Annotated in this window: 20 protein-coding genes; 10 read left to right on the forward strand and 10 right to left on the reverse strand. The window is 34.0% G+C overall.

What is annotated here, in order from left to right:
• Window positions 1-48: 48 nt before the first annotated feature.
• The 3 genes from Q0921_RS16905 to Q0921_RS16915 are packed head-to-tail and all read right to left on the reverse strand — an operon-like array spanning window position 49 to window position 2,524.
• Window positions 49-828: an enoyl-CoA hydratase-related protein gene (locus tag Q0921_RS16905; RefSeq protein WP_299258933.1), complete on the reverse strand. Its 780-nt coding sequence runs from the start codon at window positions 826-828 to the stop codon at window positions 49-51.
• Window positions 829-847: 19 nt separating this feature from the next.
• Complete coding sequence (locus tag Q0921_RS16910) at window positions 848-1,003, reverse strand: DUF4177 domain-containing protein (RefSeq protein ID WP_299258936.1); 156 nt, start codon at window positions 1,001-1,003, stop codon at window positions 848-850.
• A 51-nt stretch (window positions 1,004-1,054) separates the two neighbouring features.
• Complete coding sequence (locus Q0921_RS16915; protein ID WP_299258938.1) at window positions 1,055-2,524, reverse strand: PAS domain-containing sensor histidine kinase; 1,470 nt, start codon at window positions 2,522-2,524, stop codon at window positions 1,055-1,057.
• A 128-nt stretch (window positions 2,525-2,652) separates the two neighbouring features.
• Between Q0921_RS16915 and Q0921_RS16920 the strand changes: the two genes are divergently transcribed.
• From Q0921_RS16920 to Q0921_RS16935, 4 genes are all read left to right on the forward strand, one after another.
• Window positions 2,653-4,341 carry an ABC transporter ATP-binding protein gene (locus Q0921_RS16920; protein ID WP_299259139.1) on the forward strand — a complete coding sequence of 563 codons (1,689 nt, stop codon included), beginning with the start codon at window positions 2,653-2,655 and terminating at the stop codon, window positions 4,339-4,341.
• Window positions 4,342-4,458: 117 nt separating this feature from the next.
• Window positions 4,459-4,929, forward strand: a complete 471-nt coding sequence (locus Q0921_RS16925) for a hypothetical protein (RefSeq protein ID WP_299258940.1) — start codon at window positions 4,459-4,461, stop codon at window positions 4,927-4,929.
• A gap of 155 nt (window positions 4,930-5,084) precedes the next feature.
• A complete protein-coding gene (locus Q0921_RS16930; protein ID WP_299258942.1) occupies window positions 5,085-6,221 on the forward strand; it encodes an SPFH domain-containing protein in 1,137 nt (378 codons plus the stop codon).
• 178 nt (window positions 6,222-6,399) lie between these two features.
• On the forward strand, window positions 6,400-7,518 hold the full coding sequence (locus Q0921_RS16935) for a DNA helicase PriA (RefSeq protein WP_299258944.1): 1,119 nt from the start codon (window positions 6,400-6,402) through the stop codon (window positions 7,516-7,518).
• Window positions 7,519-7,521: 3 nt separating this feature from the next.
• On the opposite strand, the gene Q0921_RS16940 is transcribed toward Q0921_RS16935, so the two are convergent.
• The 4 genes from Q0921_RS16940 to Q0921_RS16955 all read right to left on the reverse strand — a co-directional run bounded on the left by Q0921_RS16940 (window position 7,522) and on the right by Q0921_RS16955 (window position 14,025).
• The gene (locus tag Q0921_RS16940; protein ID WP_299258945.1) at window positions 7,522-8,013 is read right to left on the reverse strand and encodes a hypothetical protein; all 492 of its coding nucleotides are present in this window, start codon (window positions 8,011-8,013) and stop codon (window positions 7,522-7,524) included.
• A gap of 64 nt (window positions 8,014-8,077) precedes the next feature.
• Window positions 8,078-11,791 carry a T9SS type A sorting domain-containing protein gene (locus Q0921_RS16945; protein ID WP_299258947.1) on the reverse strand — a complete coding sequence of 1,238 codons (3,714 nt, stop codon included), beginning with the start codon at window positions 11,789-11,791 and terminating at the stop codon, window positions 8,078-8,080.
• Between the two features lie 88 nt (window positions 11,792-11,879).
• The gene (locus tag Q0921_RS16950) at window positions 11,880-12,257 is read right to left on the reverse strand and encodes a hypothetical protein (protein ID WP_299258949.1); all 378 of its coding nucleotides are present in this window, start codon (window positions 12,255-12,257) and stop codon (window positions 11,880-11,882) included.
• Window positions 12,258-12,471: 214 nt separating this feature from the next.
• Complete coding sequence (locus Q0921_RS16955; protein WP_299258951.1) at window positions 12,472-14,025, reverse strand: aldehyde dehydrogenase family protein; 1,554 nt, start codon at window positions 14,023-14,025, stop codon at window positions 12,472-12,474.
• A gap of 333 nt (window positions 14,026-14,358) precedes the next feature.
• On the opposite strand from Q0921_RS16955, the gene Q0921_RS16960 reads away from it, so the two are divergent.
• Window positions 14,359-16,833: a C13 family peptidase gene (locus Q0921_RS16960; RefSeq protein ID WP_299258953.1), complete on the forward strand. Its 2,475-nt coding sequence runs from the start codon at window positions 14,359-14,361 to the stop codon at window positions 16,831-16,833.
• Window positions 16,834-16,903: 70 nt separating this feature from the next.
• On the opposite strand, the gene Q0921_RS16965 is transcribed toward Q0921_RS16960, so the two are convergent.
• From Q0921_RS16965 to Q0921_RS16975, 3 genes are all read right to left on the reverse strand, one after another.
• Window positions 16,904-17,464, reverse strand: a complete 561-nt coding sequence (locus Q0921_RS16965; RefSeq protein ID WP_299258955.1) for a 3-hydroxyanthranilate 3,4-dioxygenase — start codon at window positions 17,462-17,464, stop codon at window positions 16,904-16,906.
• A 113-nt stretch (window positions 17,465-17,577) separates the two neighbouring features.
• Complete coding sequence (locus Q0921_RS16970; RefSeq protein ID WP_299258957.1) at window positions 17,578-17,787, reverse strand: hypothetical protein; 210 nt, start codon at window positions 17,785-17,787, stop codon at window positions 17,578-17,580.
• 257 nt (window positions 17,788-18,044) lie between these two features.
• On the reverse strand, window positions 18,045-18,983 hold the full coding sequence (locus Q0921_RS16975) for a nicotinic acid mononucleotide adenyltransferase (protein ID WP_299258959.1): 939 nt from the start codon (window positions 18,981-18,983) through the stop codon (window positions 18,045-18,047).
• A gap of 125 nt (window positions 18,984-19,108) precedes the next feature.
• Between Q0921_RS16975 and Q0921_RS16980 the strand changes: the two genes are divergently transcribed.
• The 5 genes from Q0921_RS16980 to Q0921_RS17000 all read left to right on the forward strand — a co-directional run bounded on the left by Q0921_RS16980 (window position 19,109) and on the right by Q0921_RS17000 (window position 22,953).
• Window positions 19,109-20,104, forward strand: a complete 996-nt coding sequence (locus Q0921_RS16980; protein WP_299258961.1) for an NAD(P)H-dependent glycerol-3-phosphate dehydrogenase — start codon at window positions 19,109-19,111, stop codon at window positions 20,102-20,104.
• Between the two features lie 63 nt (window positions 20,105-20,167).
• Complete coding sequence (locus tag Q0921_RS16985) at window positions 20,168-20,413, forward strand: VF530 family protein (RefSeq protein WP_299258963.1); 246 nt, start codon at window positions 20,168-20,170, stop codon at window positions 20,411-20,413.
• A gap of 105 nt (window positions 20,414-20,518) precedes the next feature.
• Window positions 20,519-20,974 carry a nuclear transport factor 2 family protein gene (locus tag Q0921_RS16990; protein ID WP_299258965.1) on the forward strand — a complete coding sequence of 152 codons (456 nt, stop codon included), beginning with the start codon at window positions 20,519-20,521 and terminating at the stop codon, window positions 20,972-20,974.
• 3 nt (window positions 20,975-20,977) lie between these two features.
• Complete coding sequence (locus tag Q0921_RS16995) at window positions 20,978-21,826, forward strand: sulfurtransferase (RefSeq protein WP_299258966.1); 849 nt, start codon at window positions 20,978-20,980, stop codon at window positions 21,824-21,826.
• 29 nt (window positions 21,827-21,855) lie between these two features.
• Window positions 21,856-22,953 (forward strand): glycoside hydrolase family 3 N-terminal domain-containing protein, encoded by a 1,098-nt coding sequence (locus Q0921_RS17000; protein ID WP_299258968.1) that lies wholly within the window; start codon window positions 21,856-21,858, stop codon window positions 22,951-22,953.
• Window positions 22,954-23,023: the final 70 nt, after the last annotated feature.

A 23,023-nucleotide genomic window follows, 5' to 3' on the forward strand; every position in this document is an offset into this window, starting at 1 on the left:
GTTAGGTTTATAACTCCCAACAGGTCTATATCTTACACGAACTCCCTGTTACTTTCCAGGAAAATCAGCCTTTCTTTTTTCTAAAAATGCAGTAGTTCCTTCTTTAAAATCTTTAGTTCCAAAACAATTACCGAATTCTGTAATTTCTGTTTTAAAACCATTGACACCATCTTCATAGGCCGCATTAATAGCACTAATAGCAGCTCCAATAGCTACTGAGGAATTCCTCATGATTCTACTAGCTAGTTTTTCTACCAATGGCAATAACTCTTCTTGTGAAACTACGTGATTCACTAAGCCGTAATTCAACGCTTGATTGGCGTCAATCATTCCTGCTGTCATTATCATTTCCATAGCTCTACCTTTGCCTACTAACTGTGGTAAACGTTGTGTACCACCATATCCAGGAATTACACCCAGAGACACTTCTGGTAATCCCATTTTGGCATTATCACTCGCTACTCTAAAGTGTGCTGCCATAGCTAGCTCTAATCCACCACCTAATGCAAAACCATTAACCGCAGCAATTACGGGTGTAGATAAATTAGCCACAAAATCAAAAAGTAATTCCTGTCCTTTTGCAGCAAGTTGACCTCCTTGATCGACAGAAAAATTAGCAAATTCGCTAATATCAGCTCCAGCTACAAAAGCCTTCTCTCCGCTCCCTGTTACAATAATCACCTTAGACTGAGGATCCTTATTTGCTACATCAAAAGCATTATGAAGCTCCTGAATGGTTTCCTTATTAAGTGCATTTAATTTTGAAGGACGATTGATGGTAATAGTTGTTATACCACCAGTATGAGATGTAAGAATATTACTATACATTTTCTATATTATTTGTTTGTTATTTTAAATCCCTTTCGAAATATAAATAGAAATACATTCCCATACCAAAATCCTCGACATCCGTAGATACTAATCTCCATGCATCTTTGGCATAAAAATCAAGTTTTTCCTGAATATCTTTAGCAGAAGATTTTAAGATATGTTCTTTATCCAACGTTAGTTTTTAATAATAAATCAACGATTCTAATTTATATTCTTTCATAGTTTAAAGTATTTGCTGTTCTTTTGGGAATTTCACCTTAAAAACGGTTCCTTTTCCCTCCTGAGATGTAAAGGTAATACTTCCGTTATAGGTTTCCACAATATTTTTTACCATACCTAACCCTAACCCCATACCACTGCTCTTTGTAGTAAATTTTGGTTCAAAAATCTTTTTTTTATTTTCCTCATTTATACCAACCCCATTATCTGCTACAGTAATAACGACATTTTCCATTTCCGCAAAGACATTTACCATAATTTTAGGTGTTTGATCTTCTGATATGGCTTGTATCGCATTCTTAACCAAATTGGTTACCACCCTTATTAATTGTGTCCTATCAAATTTAGCAATAATCTCCTCTTTTTCTGAAGGGAAAACAATATAATCTTCATTGAAAATATCGAGTGCTAATCCTACAATTTTCACAACATTTAATGTTTCACTTTTCTGTGCTGGCATCTGCGCAAAATTAGAAAAAGCAGAGGCAATTGAGCTCATAGTGTCAATCTGCTGGATCAATGTATCACTGTACTCTTTTACTTTTTGTTCAATAATAGGATCGTTAGGGTCAAACTTCCGTTCGAAACTCTGAACCGTTAATCTCATCGGAGTCAGTGGATTTTTAATTTCATGCGCAACCTGCTTTGCCATTTCTCTCCAAGCTGCTTCACGCTCACTTTTAGCCAGCATCGCAGCACTTTCTTCTAACTCATCGATCATACTGTTATATGCGTTTACCAACGAATAAATCTCATCACTAGAATCTCCAATCCTAATTCTTTTATTACGTTTATCTAAACGAGTCTGATCTATCGTATCTGAGATTGTTTTAAGAGATCGTGTGATATATTTTGACAAAAAATATGCTAACACTATAGCGATTAACAACATCAGCAAATATACTTGACCAAGCCTCTTTAAAGACTCCCATAATTCTCTGGAAAAGAAATTATCATCTTCCAAATATGGTAAGTTAAGTATTGCTAGTGGTTTTGATTTATAATCCTTAATATATGTGTATGAAGATAAAAAGTGTTCTCCATTTTTCTCAGAAACTCCCAAGTATCGTTTGTCATATCCACTACCTAAAGTATCTATAATAGGTTGACTTAACTGTTTATCAGTAGTATCATTCACAAAAGTTTCCTCTGATTTAACAAGTAATTTTCCGGATAAACTATAAATATTCACTGGTAATGTATGTTCCTGAGAAATTTGAGAAATTCTTTTTTTCTCTCTAAAAATCAAAGCAACATTCTCCTCAGTGACTGGATACGTGGTACTTCCTAATGCATTGTTAATAGCTATTTTAATTCGCTCTTCTTTCCTCTCTAATCGCTCTCGATGATAATCTTCTGCCTCTTCTTTGTATTGATATACAGTAATTGCGGCAACCAAGACAGAAGCTAACAAAACTAATACGGTCATGGAAATAAAAATTCTCGTTCTAAGGGAGAGTTTGGTAAGCTTCATAGTATTCATTGAAACGTAAATATAGCAAATATCACACCAAAACAGCCTTTAAAAGAAAGCTTGGGTACTACCTCACTACATTTCATTTCTTTGGGTGGAATTGGCTAAATTTACTTAGTTTTGATTCTATGGATAATGATGCCTTACTTTCTGTTAAAAATATAAACGTCTCTTTTATCTCTGATGAAAAAGAAATGCAAGTATTACATGATATTTCATTTGATATTAATTATAATGAAATCTTAGGGGTTGTAGGAGAATCCGGAAGTGGAAAATCAGTAACTTCTCTTGCCATTATGGGATTACTTCCTACTCGTATCGCAAAAATTTCTGGGCAAATCCTGTATGATAATCATTCTCTAATTGATTTAGATGATAAAACATTACGATCTATCCGAGGTAATGAAATCGCTATGATTTTTCAGGAACCCATGAGCTCTCTTAATCCATCTATGAAGTGTGGTAAACAGGTTATAGAAATATTATTACAACACACTGATTTGTCAAAGTCTAAAGCCAAGGAAGAAGTACTCTCTTTGTTTGAAAAAGTAAAACTCCCTGACGGTATTCGCGCATATAATTCTTATCCTCATCAACTAAGTGGTGGACAAAAACAACGCATAATGATTGCTATGGCCATTGCATGTAAGCCTAAATTACTTATTGCTGATGAACCCACAACGGCTTTAGATGTTACTGTTCAGAAAGAAATCATAAGTCTACTAAAAGATCTACAGAAAGAATATGAAATGAGTATTCTCTTTATTTCTCACGATCTTTCATTAGTTTCAGAAATCGCAGATAAGGTTCTGGTGGTTTATCAAGGTAAAATGGTAGAATATGGGACTACATCAGAAATCTTTAATAGCGCTCAGAAAGAATACACCAAAGCATTAATTCATGCCAGGCCATCACTTGACGTTAGATTTAAAAATTTACCGACCATAGAAGATTACCTTACCGATCAGACAGAAGAAAGAGAGATTATTACTAAAACACAACGAACACAACATCACAACGAATTATACAGCAAACCCCCTCTATTAGAAGTGAAAAATGTAGAAAAAACCTTTTTTTCTAAGGTGGGTTTGTTTGGTAAAAAGGAATTTAAAGCAGTTGATGGAGTCAGCTTCAAATTATACGAAGGTGAAACTTTGGGTCTTGTTGGAGAGTCTGGATGTGGTAAATCTACTTTAGGAAATACAATTCTACAATTAGACAAAGCCAATAGTGGCGAAATTTTATATAAGGGTCAAGATATTACAAAAATTTCTTCCTCAGAAATAAGAAGTTTAAGAAAAGAGATTCAGTTAATATTTCAAGATCCATTTGCTTCATTAAATCCTCGTTTAACTATCGGTAAAGCAATTATGGAACCTATGAAAGCTCATAATCTTTATTCTAATGATAAAAAAAGAAAAGAAAAAACTATTGGCTTGTTAGAAAGAGTAGGATTAGATCCTATATATTTTAACCGATATCCGCATGAGTTTAGTGGAGGGCAGCGTCAGCGAATCGGAATTGCAAGAACCATAGCGCTCCAACCTAAATTAATAATCTGTGATGAATCTGTTAGTGCTCTAGATATATCCGTTCAGGCACAAGTACTGAATTTATTAAACGAACTAAAAGAAAAATTTGGATTTACCTATATTTTTATATCCCATGATTTGGCTGTGGTAAAATATATGTCTGATCAGTTATTAGTTATGAACCAAGGTAAGATAGAAGAACAAGGAGATGCAGACCTTATCTACGAAAATCCAAAAAAAGAATATACCCAAAAATTAATTGATGCTATTCCTAAAGGTATTTAGTATAAACATATGCTCTTTTGTTTATTAGAAACATACATAAACTTCAAGTTTTTTATTATCCATGTTTACCTTTTTGTTTTCACTGACACTAAGTTTTAAATAACAAAACTTAAAATGATGAAAACAACAATGAAATTTTTAACGTATGTAATGATGGCCTTTGCCTTAGTATTAACCTCTTGTGATGGCGAAGATGGAGCCAACGGACTTGATGGAGCAATTGGTCCACAAGGACCATCAGGCCAAGATGGAAATGCCAATGTAGTTTCTGTATCAGTAGATGCATATACTGTAGCTATTGGCCAAAATGAAATCTTAGTTCCAGAGCTAACTCAAGAAATATATGATAATGGATTTGTATTTGGGTATACAACCGTAAACGGAAATTCATTCTGGGAAACTTTACCTGTAGTAATCAATGAAAATACTCTTCTTGATATCGATAGAATCGAAGTTGGTAAAATTATATTAACCTCTACTTTTGATCAAACGCTAGACTTTAGATTTGTTCTTATTGAAGGAACCGATATTAGTGGTTTTAATTTTAGTAGTTATGAGGATGTTCAATCATATTATAATTTAGACTAACATAACAATAATTAATATCCACCTTCATTTGTACTATGCGACCCTATTATATTAAACATAATGGGGTCGCTACTTTTAGAATTAAATCAAATTAAATTTTTACACAAGCGTCCTATTTCGTAGTTTTAGAACACGAATTATAAATCAACTCACCGATGGGAATTTTTGACGAAATAAAAAAGAAACTTAGTAATGAATTTATAGATATTATAGAATGGTTAGACAATACACAAGATACCATTGTACATAGATTCGAACGTTATCAAAACGAAATAAAAAACGGTGCTCAATTAATAGTTAGAGAAGGCCAAACGGCTGTTTTTATTAATGAAGGTCAATTAGCTGATGTATTTGAACCTGGAACATACACATTAAACACTCAAAATTTACCAGTTTTAACAACTTTAAAAGGTTGGAAATATGGATTTAACAGTCCTTTTAAAGCAGAAGTGTACTTTGTAAATACGCGTCTCTTTACAAATGAAAAATGGGGTACAAAAAATCCAATAACATTAAATGATGATCGTTTTGGTCTTGTAGAAATAAGAGCATTCGGAAGTTACGCATTTAAAATTAATGATCCTGGAAAATTTATTGTTGATATCGTAGGTACGGATGCTAATTTTACCAATTTTGAGATTAACGAACATCTTAAAAGTTTAATTTCTACTCGTTTTACAGATACTGTAGGAGAAGCCAACTTTCCCATTGAATTATATGCTGCTAATACTACAGAATTATCCGAAACTTGTAAGGAGGTAATGCAGCCTGAATTTAATTCTGTAGGTATCTCTTTAGAAAAATTCTTTATTGAAAATGTTTCAATGCCAGAAGATTTGAAGAAAGAAATCTTCGAATATAGTAGAATTGATAAACTTGATCTTGATAAATTAACCAAGTTTAAAACGGCTAAGGCCATCGAAGCCGCCGCTGCCAATGAAGGTGGTACTGCCGGAGCCGGAATGGGAATGGGAATGGGCTTTGTACTTGCTCAACAAATGGGAGGTATGATGAATCCTATGGCTACTCAGCAACAAGCACAACCTCAACAAACTTCTCCTGTAGCTCCTCCTCCAATGCCAGTACAAGTGCAGTATTTCTATGCTTCTAATGGTCAGCAAGCTGGTCCTGTATCATTCGATCAGTTAAAAGCGTTATTTGCCAATAGAACTGTAAATAAAGATTCTTTAGTCTGGAAACAAGGAATGGCTAATTGGACAGCTATAAAAGATATAGAAGAGTTAAAATCATTTTTAGGTGGGAGCACCCCTCCTCCGTTACCTGGAGCTTAAAATATCTTAAGCAACAATGAAACTGTCCAAAAATAGCTTTCTTTTGTCAAACTGAACTTGTCGAAGTTTTAAAAACGCACTATCGATTGGTGTTCGGCAAGCCTAGACTTGCAAATTATTTGTTTTTGGATTTTTCATACATTATTATTTTATAAAAATTTAGTATTACAATTCCTACATGGAAGAAGAAAAAAAAACATTTTCTGAACAAAAAAAATCTTGTATTAACTGTGGCGCCGAGCTAACCTATAAGCCTGGAACTACTCAGATTACATGTGATTATTGTGGACATGAGGAAACTATTATACAGCACGAAGATGGTTTTAAAGAACTAGAACTAAAACCTTATCTCGATGAAATGGGATCTCTTTCTCATTCTGAAGAAATTATGATGCTCCATTGCAAGAATTGTGGAGCAAACCAGCATATTGAAGAAAATTATAAATCATTACACTGTGTATATTGCACAATGCCTCTGATTGTAGAGGATGCCTACAAAGAAGATTGGATTCTTCCCGGTGCCGTTTTGCCTTTTCAATTTGATCAGAACAAATCACATCAGATATTTTCTAAATGGGTAAAAGAATTATGGTTTGCCCCTAACAATCTTCAAAAAGCTGCTTTAGATCCAGAGCATACCAAAGGCTTGTATCTGCCTTATTGGACATTTGATGCTCAGTTATATGCTACCTACACGGGGCAACGAGGAGATTATTACTATGTAAGTGTTCCCTATACTACAACCGTTAATGGAAAATCGGTACAAAGAACAAGGCAAGAACGAAGAACTAGATGGACCTCTGCAAGTGGCACTGTTAATGGTTTTGTTGATGACACCCTTATAAAAGCTTCGCATCAACGTAAAAACCCTATCCCTAATAAAATTTCTCATTGGAATCTTCAGGCATTAGAATCCTTCAATACTAGTTTTTTAGCTGGTTTTGTTACTGAAAAATATACAATACCCTTAAAAGATGGTCATTTGTCTTCTACTCAAGAAGCTGAACAAATTGCACGTTCTTGGGCACGACACGATATTGGTGGAGATACACAACGAGTACACTCTGTAAATATGAGTTTATCAGAAGAGACTTTTAAACATATCTTACTTCCTGTTTACATCAGTGCGTATCAATATAATGGAAAAAAATACAACTTCTTTGTTAACGGTCAAACAGGAAAGATATCTGGAAAGAGACCGTATTCTTTTTGGAAAATATTTTTCTTTAGTCTCCTTATTATTATCATAATTATTCTGATTGTTTGGCTAGTGAACACCTACGGAAATCAACAATAAGAACTAATTTTTAGATGTAAAACTAATTATTTGGTAAGCTGTCTCGTTCATGTTTTGACATAAAACCTCTAGCGCCACAAGATTAATTTCTTGATTTACATCTGTTTTTTGTTGGAGTGTTTCTAAATCACTTAATTGATTTTTTGTAAGCCCAAAAACAACTTCTTGTTCGGATTCGATCATATTGACTATCCCAGAACCTGAACCGATAACACTTTTTACTTTTATCCTTACGGTAACCTCATATAACGTTCCACAAATAGACTTATTTTCAAAAATCTCGAGAACAATTCCTTTAAGGTGTAGGGTGTTTGGTGATATTTGATTATTGGAAGTTACACTTGTTTTAGTTATTTGGTTATCGTTTTGATCCCCAAATTTTGGCTTCTCTATTTTTGGTTTCTCTGTATTACCCTTTTCTTTTTCTTGGGCAATACTATTTGATTTACAAGAAAACAAAACTATAATCAAGCCTATATACATTAATTTATTCATGATTTCTTTAAAAGAAAAAAAGGAGTTAATTAAATCAACTCCTTTTTCATAATTAATTATAATTCTATCTCTTTAGTAATTTAACGACAGTATTGATATTTGTTCCTGAGATTTTTGCATAATATAACCCAGATGCTAAACTAGATGCATCCCAGGTAATGTTAGCATTAGAATTAATATCAGACATCGTATGTATTAAGTTACCTGTATTATTAAAAATATTAATATTTACTTTTTTACCTGATTTTGATATAGTGTCTCCAAGATTAAAGAAAAATTCATTACTCGATGGATTAGGATAAACAGCAATATCTTTTGCAAAATCTAATGTAGTTAATAGAACTTCTGCTTGAGGACTAATGGGTTCTACAGAGCCTATAATATCACCGAAAATTTGAAAAATTTGATCTGAAGGCTCTCTTCCAAATGCTAAAGAAGCCGTCGACCAATCCGTTGCTCCTAATCCAAAAATATTAGCCGCATCTTTAAACTGTGTTTCCTCTCCTATAACATTATCTTGTGAAGCCCAAAACCATTGGTTTGTATCAGGATTAAAAGCAAGGTTCACATATACTGAGATCCAGTACTTACCACTCTTCAGAGTTACTATTTCTGGCAAAAGAATATTTAGATTTGAATTATCGAGTTCTGATATTGGCGTGATTCCACCACTATTATATATCTCATCTCCCGGTAACCCTTCATCATCCGTAAAAATTACTATTGTTGCGCTATCAAAGGAAGGAGTTCCTCGAAGTCCTCCAAATGCTAGTACTCTATCAATATTCCACGTATTTCCTTCGGGTACCGTAAAATCATCCGCTGATTGTGCTAATCCTCCAAAATCCAAGAAATTCTGAGATGGTAATGTTCCTATTTGAGCGTTCGTTTGCTCATAGATTGATGGTTCTGATACGGTAACTGTAAAACCTTCAGAAACTTGTTCCTCTCCAGAAGTAGCAATCAATCCAATAGAAACCGCTCCAACGCTATTAGGAGTATAGGATAATGTTAGCGTATTACCCGATAACACTGCGGTTACTAATTCCTCATTAGAATTTGTCACTTCAATATCGATTGGTAATCCTTGTGATTGTACAAACAAACCTGTAACATCGATTACTGTTTCTTCGCTATTTTCGTCTACTCCGAAATCATCTAATAAAAATGCCGTAGTTAAAGAAGATTCTGGCAGCGGGTTTGCATTAATAGGGAAGCGAGCACTAAACAGTCCATTTCCATGAGAAGCTACTGCTATAAATCCATCTTTTCTAGTAACTACCTCATCGGTTACTGCATTACCAATAGCAAAATTCTCTTTTCTCCATACCGTATTTTGTCCATTCAATCCTCTAGTAGAATATAAACCTGTACTTGTCGCAGCAAATATCCTTTGTAACCTAGAACCTATTCTACCTGTACTACCTCCTAAAAATGCTGTACTTCTAACAGAAGGACCATTACCCGTACCATCCGCATTTTCTTCTAAATTACCACTGACATTTGCCCAGGTATCTCCTGCGTCTTCTGTAACAAAGACACTGGGAATTCCATAGTTAGAATACGTAACAATCACTCTATCAGCATTAGACGGGTCTATATTAATATCATTAACAAAACCTGCAGGTAATCCTTTTCCTGTGGTGATGTCCACAGCTTGCTGATTATCTATATTGGCATTATCCATTCTAAATACGATCCCAGAATTTGTTCCATAATACAATCTATTAGCTACCGGAAATTTAGAAACTTCTAACGCACTTATAGTCGATCCATCAGGTGTTGATGAACTTGTAATATTCACCCAGTTCTCCGTTGCGTTTGTGTTTGTAAACAGTGGCAGCCCATCTAAATCATTATTTCTCCAGATAGTATTTCCTGCCGGCATATACATAATGTTATCATTATTCGGATCGAGAATAAATGGATTGACAAAAGCAAAACCAGCAGCACCTGCCGGCTCTACTGCAGAGAATGATTCAAAAACTCCTTCTTCATCAAAATTAAACCTAAACACATTACCTCTTTGGGAAGAAACATAACGAGTTCTTCCATTATCAGCAATTGCACTATAAGCTCCATCCCCACCAAAATCCGATTGCCAAATAGCATCAGAATCAGTAGAATTCGTAAACCATGTTCCATTATCTTGGAATCCAGCCACTAAATCATCCGTATTTGGTTCTGGATCAAATGCCACGTGATAAGGCTGTGTAGTTAAATATCCATTACTTAAAGAAGTCCAAGTTACTGGTTCTCCTGGATTAACAGCTGTAATATCTTCAGTTACAGATAATCCCCCATCATGTCCAGTTAACACTCTATCTGGATTTGATGGATAAAATAATAAAGCGTGCTGATCTGGATGATTATTAGTATACAGATTAAATGCCTCTGGTGTGGAAGAACTATATCCTGCTATCCAATCTCCAGCTCCTGCTGGAGTTGTAAATCCTGTTGTAGATCTATATAAGTTAGTTCCTGCTACAAATACTAAATTAGAATCCGAAGGGCTTACTTTCACAACCATATCATATCCTCCCTGAATATTAAAAGTTCCACCTCTTGAACCAATATCCCCAGGAAGATTGGCTGTAAGATCGGTCCAACGTTCTTCTGCAGATCCGGATGCGTTATATCTATGTAAAAATGCTGGCGAAGCTATATCTTGAGTTTGATTTGCGGTGAAAAAATATACAATATCTTCATTTGATGGATCTATACCCATAACAGACCTACCGTATGCCTCTGGTAAAAAATCTGGAGTAATTTCTGTCCAAGTATCTCCATCTGAAGAGGTAAAATAACCATTATTTGGCGTACTACCAGAATCCATAGTTGCGTATAACTGACCCGCAGAAGAAATTGTGACTTCTGCAAAAGTATCGAACCCACCTGATAGCACCTCTGTAAATGAGTTTCCTCCATCTTGAGATCTCTGAACACCAGTTATTGTTCCTGCATAAACATCTCCATTGGTAGGGTCCACGACAATAGAACTAATTAAATCAAAAGGAGCATCAACTGAAAAAACACCAACGTCTTCATTTATTGTAGCTCTAAGGAGTTCCCATGTGCGACCACCATTTCGTGATTTATAAATCCCAGACCCTTGATAAAAAGCACCACCTGCTCCTGCGGAATTACCTGAACGTTCACCTGATGCATAATACCAGGTAAAACTATGTCTTGGTCTTGGGTCTTGTACAATTGCCGTAATACTAGGACTCTGAAAAGACCTTGTCACTTTTCTCCAAGACTCTCCTCCGTTTTCAGATCTCCAAAGACCTCCAGAAACACCTCCGGCAAGAATTACATTTTCGTTTGTGCGATCAATAGCTAAAGCACGAGTTCTACCACCTACATTAAATGGCCCTCTATTTTTCCAAGAAGAAAATCTACCCATCTTTCCAGATTTTGGAGCTGCAGCAAGTGATTTTTGCGAATCATCACCAACACTGATTTTATCAGAGAATTGAAGTTCTGCTTTTCTAATTCCATCAGGAATTTTTCCAGTGTAAGGGTTTTTTAAACGAGTAAACTCAAACTCCGATCGTTCAATAGCATTGTCTCCTTTTTGCTCGAGGGGTGTTTTTGAGTCTGTAGAACCTGTCTTACTATCAAACATTTTTGTTTGTTTGTACAAATGATGTCCTTTAACAGGTTTTGGATCAGCACTAGTCTTTAATTGTTGTGTTTGAGAAGTTACAGAATAGGTTGTAAGAACCACTGTACAAACACACAAACCTCTTTTGAGGCATTGTAGAATTGTATTCATATTTGAGTTGATTTTGTGTGAATTCCAAATCTAACTCATTAAATACAAAGTAGTTGTTAAAATATTATCAAATTATTATACTATTTTATTAATTCGATTGAAGTATAATTTCTCGGCTTTCAGTAATCACATGACAAATATCTTTATCTACGAAAATCGGAATAGTTGAAGTAAAAGTTTCATAACCATCTCCACTAACGGTTATAGCATAAGTACCAATTCGCTCATAAGCTCCTACAAATACATTAGAATCAGGCAAGCGCTGAAGTGTTTCGGTATAATCATTATCTTTTACCACTACAGTAATTCCTATACCTAAGAGAGTTTCACTATTAGTATCATCTTTTAAAGTAATTTCTAGTCCAGGTCTAGCTTCTGTTGTACAAAAAACAGGGTCCGAGGTATCTTGTTCATCTATGTTACATGCTGAACATATTACCAATAATATTAAAATTAACTTCTTCATATTTCTTTTACATATTTATAATAAAGATGCAATTATAGGGTTGTGGTTGCGTGTTTATTTTTACGAAGGTATATATTCATAATAAAACTACTTCATTTCTATGAATTTGCTGAGGATATTTTTCATTAAAATTTAAGTTAACGCCAGTAAAATAAAGAAAAAGCATCCTTTTCTGAGAAAAAGATGCTTTTTTAATAAAATGAGGTTTTACATCTTATAAATCAAACTTAATTCCTTGCGCTAAAGGTAATTCTGTTGTATAGTTTATTGTATTAGTTTGTCTACGCATATATACTTTCCAGGCATCAGAACCAGATTCTCTTCCTCCACCGGTTTCTTTTTCTCCTCCGAAAGCTCCTCCAATTTCGGCACCAGAGGTTCCGATATTCACATTTGCTATTCCACAATCTGATCCTGCATGAGATAAGAATCTTTCTGCCTCACGAAGATTATTGGTCATAATAGCAGAAGATAATCCTTGAGCCACACCATTTTGAACATCAATAGCATTTTCTACATCTCCCTTATATTTTAATAAATATAAAACCGGTGCAAACGTTTCGTGTTGTACAATATCAAAAGAATTATCAGCTTCAGCGATAGCTGGTTTTACATAACATCCACTTTCGTATCCTTCTCCAGAAAGCACACCACCTTCAATAACTATATTCCCGCCTTCTTCAACTACTTTTTCTAAAGCATTTTTATATCCTTTTACTGCGTCTTTATCAATCAAAGGACCAACGTGATTATTTTCATCTAATGGGTTACCTATACGTAATTGTTTATAGGCATCTACCACTGCATTTTTTACTTTATCATACATTGATTCGTGAATAATTAACCTTCTTGTTGATGTACATCGTTGTCCCGCAGTTCCTACTGCACCAAAAACGGCACCGATAACTGTCATCTTAATGTCAGCATCTGGTGTTACGATGATTGCATTATTACCACCTAACTCTAATAATGATTTACCTAAACGTTGTCCAACAGTTGCTCCAACAATTTTACCCATTCTAGTAGATCCTGTAGCAGAAATTAAGGGAATACGCTTATCAGTAGTCATCATTTCTCCTACTTTGTAATCTCCATTGATAAGACAAGAAATTCCTTCAGGAAGGTCATTATCTTTTAAAACCTTAGCTATAATATTTTGGCAAGCAACCCCACAAAGCGGAGTTTTTTCACTTGGTTTCCAGACACATACATCTCCACAGATCCAGGCTAAAGCTGTATTCCATGCCCAAACTGCTACTGGAAAGTTAAATGCAGAAATAATACCTACAATCCCCATTGGGTGATATTGTTCATACATCCTATGTCCTGGTCGCTCAGAATGCATCGTTAATCCGTGTAACTGTCTTGATAATCCTACAGCAAAATCACAGATATCAATCATTTCCTGCACTTCTCCTAATCCTTCTTGATATGATTTACCCATTTCATAAGAAACAAGTTTACCGAGTGGTTCTTTTAAGATTCTTAGCTCTTCTCCAAACTGTCTTACGATTTCTCCTCTAAGCGGTGCAGGCATTACTTTCCATGATTTAAAAGCTGTTTGTGCTTTCTCTATCACTTTTTCGTAATCATCTTTAGTTGTAGTAGTCACTTTTCCGATTAATTCACCATCAACAGGAGAAAAAGATGAAATTTCTTCTCCATTAGAAAACCAATCAGAACCTGTAGAGGTTCCTTTATTCAGATCAGAAACACCTAATTGTTTTAATGCTTCCTCTATTCCAAAATCTGTTGCTATAGCTGCCATGTTTTTTGAATTATTTTTTAAGATCGTAAAGATACTGTCTTTTAAAGATATATTAAATTTTGACTAGTAAAACAATCATATTTTACACAATTCTCTTGTTTTTTAAAGGTTTTTTAATCAAATGTTACTTTTTTGTGTTCTTTTAGAAACACTTTGACTTGTGCAACACATCGTTTATTCATTAAATTTTCACACATCAAAATCACCAAAAAAAGGGGGAATTAACCCCTTTATTAACCCTTTTTCCCCTTTTTCAAATAGGGGTTATTAACTGAAAGAAATTTCCTTTTAAAACATCAATTTTACATTAATTAACCATAAAAATATATGATCATGAAAAAAATGATTCTTATTGCCGCCATTTTAATGGCCAGTCTCACTGGGAGATCACAAATTACATTTGAAAAAGCATACGACATTCTTTTAGAAAACGGTGACATTGTAACAGATGACAAAAATCAATGGGTATATGGATTAAAAGAAGTACTTCCAAGAAATTACAAAATCAATAGTTTTAACAAAACTATTATCACTCCAGAATCTCGATCTTGGTTATTTTTTATTGATCAGGATCCCTATGCAAACTGGGAACATGAAGCACTGTATGCTTTCGTTGACTCAGAATCTGGTAAAATTAAGACAGTAAAGGCAACCACACCTCCTGATTTTATTCAAGAAATGACTGTTTTAAAAAAGTTTCTAGAAACTAGCGAGCGCTTTCTTGAATTTGCAAAGTCTAATAATATAGCTTGTGGAACAGCAACCAACAAATATGCGGTAATTATTAGTGGTGGATGGAATACTGGCAACAATCACGTTCGGTACTGGAATGATTGCTCATTTGTCTATAAAACCTTAGTAGACAAATATGGGTATAATGATGCTAATATTTATACCTTAATGTCTGACGGAACAAATACAGCTGTAGACATATCCAACGGAACTAATTCTAATCCAGATTTGGATGGAGACGGAGATAACGACATTCAGTTTTCTGCGACAAAAGCCAATATAACCTCAGTCTTCAATACGTTATCAGGAATTTTAGATGAAGATGACGAACTATTTATTTTCACTACAGATCATGGAGGTGTAGATTCTGCCGGAGCAACAACCTGGGACACTTTACTATATCTCTGGGGAGAAACGATTACTGATGATGAATTTGCAGTAGAAGTAAATAAAATAAATGCTGGTAAAATCTCTATAGTGATGGAACAATGTAATAGTGGTGGTTTTATTGATGATCTTTCTGGGCCAAACAGAGTTATTGCAACCGCAGCAAGACACGATGAACTTTCTTGGGCCGGCCCAACAATTAACACAGATGAATTTGTGTACTATTGGACTTCTGCTATGAATGAAGCTCTGCCGTCTGGTACTGTAGTAAATTCTGACACTAATACGGATGGCGTGGTAACTAAACGAGAGGCATTTGATTATGCAGAAACCAATGATACAAGACCAGAAACTCCACAGTTTAATGAAACACCCATTAATCTAGGAGATCAATTAACACTTAATGGCACCGGAGATCTCCACATTAAAGATAACGAAACTCCGTACCACAGTGTAACCGATACAGGAATAGAACCAAACTCGTTTAATGGTCCTATGTACACCAGTAGGGACATTTGGGTACGACAAAATATCGATGGAGGAACAACTCACGAAAACCCTGAGTATAAAACAACAAGCCCAAATGGTGTTTATGTGAAAATAAAAAATCGCGGATGCGCTCCTATAGAGGATGGAAAACTAAGAGTATATTTTTCTAAGGCATCAACTGGATTATCATGGCCTGGTGATTGGATTAATTATTATGATTATACTGGCGGAGGATCCTATCTTTTGCACGGAGATGAGATTACCAGTACTCCAATAAACATCCCACTGCTTAATCCTGGTGATGAAACTACAATAATGATTCCTTGGTACCCACCTAATCCTAATGATTTTGATTATGACAAGCATCATTTCTGTTTATTAGCCCGAGTTGTATCACAAATTGATCCTATCGGAACAGAAACTACATCTGTAAACAGTAATACCAGAAACAATAATAATATCGCTTGGAAAAACATTTCGGTACACGACACCAACCCTTCTAATAATATTACCTACACGAATGTATTTATAAGAAATATATTCGAAAAACGAAAAGATATTGTTGATCTGTACTTCTTAGATGGTGTTTATGGAACTAATAATCAGAATCATTTCCTGAAAAAAGGCATCATAACTGCAACCTTAGACAAAGAACTGTTCGAAAGATGGAGAAAAAATGGTGGTGAAGGAAAAGGAATTAAAATAATTGATGATACCACCATACAGATTACTGAGCTAGAAGCTAGCTTACAAAATATAATTCTAGAACCAGACGAAACTTTTTCTATACAAATGCAATTTAAACTATATGACGCAACACCTTTTAGAAACGCTTTTACATATGATGTGCTTCAAAAAAACGAAAAAGGTATCATAGGAGGAGAACGATTTGATATTGTTTACGAAAAAGATCAAGAACAAAAAGAGACTACTTTACAAAAAGAATTGCCTATTTACTTCCATCCAAATCCTGTATTGGATCATCTTATAGTCGAATTACCAATATATAGGAACAAAACTTCTGCAAAGATGGTCATTAAAGACATTTCGGGCACGATACTTATTAATGAGCAAGAAAAACCTTTAGATATTGGCAACTACAAAAAACAGCTTAATGTTTCTGCTCTCAAAAAAGGAATGTATTTCTTAGAAATCATAATTAACGGAAAATCAATTATTAAAAAAATCTATAAGAAATAATCAATAGTTATATCACTCCTAGTACACTCTAAAAGAACTACTTATCAATCATTTGATAAGTAGTTCTTTGCTATTGATGAACACTACCTCTTAATGTTGCTGCTACAAATTTTTTATCTACTGGCATGATTGTTCCACAATTATTGCAGGTTCTTAATACCTTATGTCCATAAAAATCTTTAAAATGCTTTAGAAAGTCTTTCTCAATATCATTCAGTTTAAAGTATACTTCATGTAATTTGGTATTACAGTTGTCACAAAACCACAATAATCCATCTTCTGCCTCTAGATCAACTCGCTTTCTTTCAATTACAAGTCCAATCGACCCTTCATGACGAACTGGAGAATGAGGAATTTTCGCTGGGTGCAAATACATATCACCTGGCCCTAATGTCATAGTTTTCTTTTCTCCATCTTCCTGGATATGCACTTCTATATCACCTTCTAACTGATAAAACAACTCTTCAGTTTCATTATAATGATAATCTTTTCTAGCATTCGGGCCTGCAACGATCATCACAATGTAATCCCCTGCTTCTTTGTATAAATTCTTATTACCAACTGGTGGTTTTAATGTATCTCTATTTTCCTCAATCCACTTGTTTAGATTGAATGGTTTCTGGATCGCCATATCTTTTTATATTTTGAAATATAAAATTAAGGAAATGGTATTGAATCTTTCTAAAAACTAAAATAATCTTATGCAAAAAATAAAAGAGGACCAAAGTCTACTTTTATTTAGGCTTAACAACCTGTATCTTCATACTCTAAAGTTCCGTCTACGGGACAAGGTTCAGAACATAACTGGGTTATTATAACTTGGTACGGTCTATTTCCTGGTGTAAAAACACAAGCACAACATTCAAAAAATGGGAAACCTCCTCCTTGAATAGACTTTTGTGCAATTTTACTTAATTTCTTACTGTTTTCGATGTTTAAAATTTTTTTGAGCATAATATTAAATTGATTTGTTATGTACTAAAGATAATAAAATATGCTGTTAATTCCCTAAATAATAGATAATTAAACCCTATACATCAATCACTTATTGTTTAAACTAAATTAAAAGAAAAGGTCATATTCAATTATTTAAAAACAAATCAAACTTGAATATTTCTAAAAAAACTCGTGTTAAAAAGAAATCGCCCAGACAAGATTTCTCTTGTAGAGCGATTTCCAACTAAATAACCAACCAAAAAAATTTATATCGCCTAGTGCGACTTGTTATATTTTGTAAGCTTCATAAAATCAGCTTTCTTTAATCTTTTCTTATCATTCTGCGATGGTTTTCCATCTTTAGAACTTTTAAACTGTAGATACCCTCTACCTACAAATTCATAAATAGTTCCAGAAGCAGCGTGTAATAATTCTATCTTACTATCATTCATAACGGTCAACTCGAAATATTCATTGCCCAAATAATCGTAATCAAGTGTTAAATTTTTCATATAGAAATTATTAGCAACATCTTCTACTGCATAATATCCCGTATAATCATAGTATATATCATTGATATTAGACACATTAACATCTTCTGAACTTCTAAAATTATCTCCTGATCCGTAATACAAAAACTGTAAATAATTTTCGTTGTCAAACTCATTTAGCGCTCCAAACTCACTGGTATGTACTTTTTCCCAGGTAGTATATTCATGCAAGAAGTAATGAATATTATCATAGAATACTCTATCATAATCAAAAGTATTTCTTTGATACCCTATCAAATAATAACTGGTATTAGTAAGTCCGTCATATAATCTTATCTCATTATTTCCAAATTGTGTTACATCAAGACTATATGCTCCGTCTATATCGTGAATAATATCCACTTCCATACTAAAAGTATTATAATACCCAACATCTAAACCAAAACCGTTTCCGTTACTTCCAATACCTACCAGATTATTATTAGCATAAAAGGTTCCATTTTTGAATGAAACAGTAAATGCCTTCTGAAGAAAAGGAATCTCTCCGTTACCTTGGGTGCGTTCTATATCTACATACCATATTTCATAAGTGTTTAATAACTCATTCAAAGTAATTGAAGGTTCTTCGATATAAATATCATCTTCTACTATAACTTCTGCTACACAGGAAGTTAAAAGCATAGAACCTAAGATGAAAGCCGAAAGTAATTTTAAAGTCTTCATAAGCTATGTGTTTTCAATTTTCAAATAATAGAAACCAAAACGTGTGCCAAAAATATATTTAATTGATTATCAGATATTTATTTTGATTAGTATTTTGCTTATTTTTGAACTCACAATCATTTTACATGGATAAAGAATTAAAATTTGCCGTAATCGGTGGTGGTAGTTGGGCTACTGCTATTGTAAAAATGCTAACCGAAAACCTAAACGAGGTAGGCTGGTATATGAGAAGTGTATACGCTGTAGAACATCTCAAAAGGCAACAACATAATCCTAACTATTTGAGCTCTGTAGAGTTTAACCTTGAACAGTTAAGACTTACTAATGACATTAATGAAGCTGTATCATATGCAGATTATTTGATTTTTGCCATTCCTTCTGCATTCTTGAAAACTGAATTAGAGAAACTTACTGAATCGTTAGAGAATAAAATTATTTTTTCTGCCATTAAAGGAATTGTTCCAGAAACAGGATTAATTGTTGGCGAGCATTTTCACGATGTATATAATATTCCCTTTGATAATATTGGAGTAATTACTGGACCTTGTCACGCTGAAGAAGTCGCACTAGAACGTCTTTCTTACTTAACAATTGCTTCTAATGATGAAGCAAAAGCAGGAATTATAGCCAAAAACCTAAGTAGCGAATACATTAAATGTAAAGTTAGTGATGATATCATTGGAACTGAATATGCAGCCGTATTAAAAAACATTTATTCTGTTGCTGCAGGAATTGCACACGGATTAGGGTATGGAGATAATTTCCAGAGTGTTTTGATGAGTAATGCTATTCGCGAAATGAAACGTTTTATTAAGAAAATTCATAAAATGAAACGTAACATCAACGATTCAGCATACTTAGGGGATCTACTGGTTACCGGATATTCTATTTTTTCTCGTAATCGTATGTTTGGAAATATGATTGGTAAAGGATACACTGTAAAAAGTGCTCAAATGGAAATGAACATGATTGCTGAGGGATACTATGCAGCCAAAACTGCATATGAACTGGATGCAACTAGTAGTACGCGTACTCCAATTATTGATGCAGTACATGACATATTGTACGAAAACAAAAACCCTAAAAAGATATTTAAGAAACTAGCAGACAAGTTAGACTAATAGATATACAAAAAAGTTCTTACCAATAGAAGAACAGGTAACATTTAATCAATAACCTTATTCATGGACAATCAAAGTAATACTAGCAAAAAACAACCGAATAATCCTTTACACGGAATGAAGTTGTTAACTATATTAGAATTGTTAGTAGACCAGTATGGATGGGAAGAATTGGCTAATAAAATCTCTATCAATTGTTTTAAAAATGATCCATCAATTAAGTCAAGTCTAAAGTTTTTAAGAAAAACACAATGGGCAAGAGATAAAGTGGAACAGCTTTATCTTGAATTAGACAAAAGAAAAGGATAAGATGTAAACCAACTAGAAAGAAAAGTAGTTCTATTATCTTATATGAAATCTAGAACTATAGATAAATTTTACTATCAAGCTTTATTTCTTTGTAACTTTATAAACATGAAAGAACTTATCGAAACATTTTATACCGGTTTAAGTGAACGAAATGCAGAAAAAATGATATCCTGTTATCATAAAGATGTCGTTTTTGAAGATCCTGCTTTTGGAAAATTAAATAGTGATAGCGCCAAAAAAATGTGGAAAATGCTATGCAAAAACGGGAAAGATATGAAAGTAGAATTCTCTAAAATAGAAGCGAATGATCAAAAAGGGTCTGCACACTGGGAAGCCTGGTATACTTTTAGTCAAACCGGAAGACCTGTTCATAATAGTATCGATGCAGAGTTTGAGTTTAAAGATGGTAAAATCATAAAACACACGGATCATTTTAATCTTCATCACTGGGCTTCGCAAGCTATTGGTTGGAAAGGAAAATTATTAGGCGGAACCAATTTTTTTAAGAAAAAACTACACCAACAAACCAATAGATCACTTGATAAGTTTCGAGCATCATAGATAATGACAGTATTAGAACTACCAACGCCAATAGTATCAGTAGACTGGCTTTCAGCACACATAGATCATCCCGATCTTGTCATTCTTGATGCGAGTATAAAGAAAGTAACTTCCTCTAAAGAATCGTCAAAACAAAACCAAAAAATACCAAGTGCCAGATTTTTTGACATTAAAAAATCCTTTTCTGATCAAGATTCAGAGTTACCTAACATGTTACCTACTCCAGATAATTTTGAAGAAGGTTGCAAAAAATTAGGAATCAATACAAGTTCCAAAATTATCATTTATGATACGATTGGCATATATTCTAGCGCAAGGGCTTGGTGGATGTTTACGATAATGGGACATAGTAATGTAGCTGTACTCGATGGTGGTTTTCCTGAATGGATAAATCAAGACCTGCCTACTGAAAACAAAGAGAATTCCACGATATTTCCAGTTGGAGATTTTAAAACAAACGATCATTCCAAATGTACGGTAAACGCTAAAGATGTTTTATTTGAAATGAACAGTTCAAAATCTGTTATTCTTGATGCCCGCTCCTACGGAAGGTATAAAGGTACAGATCCTGAACCTAGAACAGACTTAAAAGGTGGACACATTCCAAACTCAATAAGCCTTCCTTATACCAAAGTGTTACGAGATGGAAAAATACTGCCAGTTAATGACCTTGTCGAACTATTTGTTAATTTTGATATTGAAAATAAAAAACTGATCTTTAGCTGCGGTTCGGGCATTACTGCTTGTATCATTTTACTAGCAGCTAATCTTTCTGGATATACCAATCTTTGGATTTATGATGGCTCCTGGACTGAATGGGGCCAATTAGAAGGTGTTCCGATTGAATGTTAATCTATAGAAACCAACCCTAACTCTTATTTATGCGATATTTCTCTTTATTAGTTCTTTCCACATTATGTAGCCTTCAAATTAATGCCCAATCTCAGAAATTTGGTTTGCAAGACTTTTATACTTACAATTCTGAATTAGAATACACCGTAGATTCCATCTATAATACGCTTTCAGAGAAACAACAAGTAGCCCAAATGATCATATCATCAGCTGGAGAATTAGGTAAACCTATGGCTACTGTAAAAAAATTGACAGAAAACGATGCTATTGGCGGCGTAGTTTTCTTAAAAGGAAGTAAAAAAAACCATACAGAGAGTATTAATATCTTAAATCAGATTTCCTCCAAAAACAAGACACTTCCTCTACTCTTTAGTATGGATGCGGAACCTAGTCTATTTGCAAGTCGTATCAAAGGAGCCAAAGATGTTGGCAAAACTATTGACATTAAAACAGAAGCACAATCAGATATTGTTGTAAACACCATAAATACCGAACTTAGAAAAATTGGAGTACATCATAATTATGCTCCTGTTTTGGATATTAGTGCTAGTAATGAAGCGATCAAATCCAGAAGTTATGGCAGTAATAAGGATTCTGTAATTAGTCTGGCCAATCAATTCATCAAATGTACTCAAGCTGGAGGAATTATTGCTACAGCAAAGCATTTTCCCGGTCACGGATTAGTAAAAGGAGATACCCACAAACAAAGTGTTTATATCGACGGACCACTACAAGAAGTAGATAACTATAAAAAAATCATTGAAGACGGTGTCTTATCTATTATGATTGCTCATATCACTATCCAAAACAATGAAAAATACGGAACAGATGGGTTACCGTCTAGTTGTTCCAAAAAAATTATTACTGGTTTGCTAAAAGAAGAAATGGGTTTTAAAGGTGTTATCATTTCTGATGCACTTAACATTATGAAAGCAGTTACGATTCTGGATAACGCGCCCTTATTAGCTTCTAAAGCCGGTTGTGACCTCATTCTAATGCCTCAGAACGAAAACGCAACGATCAATGCTATTATTACTGAAATGAAAACGAATTCTGCTTATAAAAAGCAAGTGGTTCAATCTGTTAAGAAGATATTGCGATTGAAGGTTTGTGGAGGGGTTATTTAAATTATTAAAGTTTCACGTCAATCAAGGTGATTAAATTAATTCCCACACTATCTTTGTTTTTTATCATTCA

This window comes from uncultured Aquimarina sp. (assembly GCF_947496855.1).
GTDB lineage: Bacteria > Bacteroidota > Bacteroidia > Flavobacteriales > Flavobacteriaceae > Aquimarina.